Genomic DNA, 829 nt, shown 5'->3' on the forward strand with positions numbered 1-829 from the left:
ATTTAAAATCTTTAACGCATCGTGACAACTTCTGTTTGGTCGAAATCCAAACGAGCTATCAAGGAAGTCATTCTCATAGATTGCGTTCAAGATCTTTGCCAAGGCACGTTGAACGATTTTATCCTCATGGTCTGGAATACCTAGCGGTCTTTTCTTCTTCGAACCAGGCTTATTGATGTAAGTCCGCTTAACTGGAACAGGTCGGTAAGCCTTTTTCTTTAATCGTTCTACTAGCTTTTCAATGTTTTCATCCAATGCCTCTCCATATTTCTCTTTAGTGACACCCTTCACACCTGTTGCTTTCCCGCTAGGAAGTTCATGATGGCATTGTTTAAGGTTGTCCTCATCAAGTAGATGAGCTAAAGAAGTGAACACCATATCCTGATTTGTTTTCGCTAAGTCTGTTATCCTTGTTAGCTTTGTTTCCATTTTGCACCTACCTCTGTGTGTAGTAAATGTTTCCCTTTCAAGGGCAGTGACAGGTAGCGGCCTTTCCTCCATCAGAGTTACCCGACTTCATTGGTACTATGCCGCTATCCGACTTCCTTTAGGCATTTGACAGCCCTCACTTTATTATCGCTTGTTCGTCATTACTCTTCCTAATAAAGGTTGAGACCTAAAGGATCTCCCGAGTTGCCGTAACATATCAATGTATAACGTGCCATGGTCATCGACTCCGAGGAAGTGGTGATTCTCTCGCCATTTAACGAAAACCACAATATTGCCTTCTGCACTCCTGAGTACATCGGCCTTCCCATGTTAGTGCGAATTTCGAAGCTCAATCCCTTCAACCTAACGGCTTACGGCCCATTACCTAGCTGTCTACGCT

General features: G+C 43.3%; 1 protein-coding gene. It reads right to left on the reverse strand.

Going from position 1 to position 829, the window contains the following annotated elements; all coding sequences use genetic code 11:
- Nucleotides 1-429: reverse transcriptase domain-containing protein (locus LMF89_RS25395; protein ID WP_255711633.1), on the reverse strand; the 429-nt coding region annotated here is incomplete at its 3' end.
- Nucleotides 430-829 lie beyond the last annotated feature (400 nt).

It is taken from the genome of Pelosinus baikalensis, from assembly GCF_020819555.1.
GTDB lineage: Bacteria > Bacillota > Negativicutes > DSM-13327 > DSM-13327 > Pelosinus > Pelosinus baikalensis.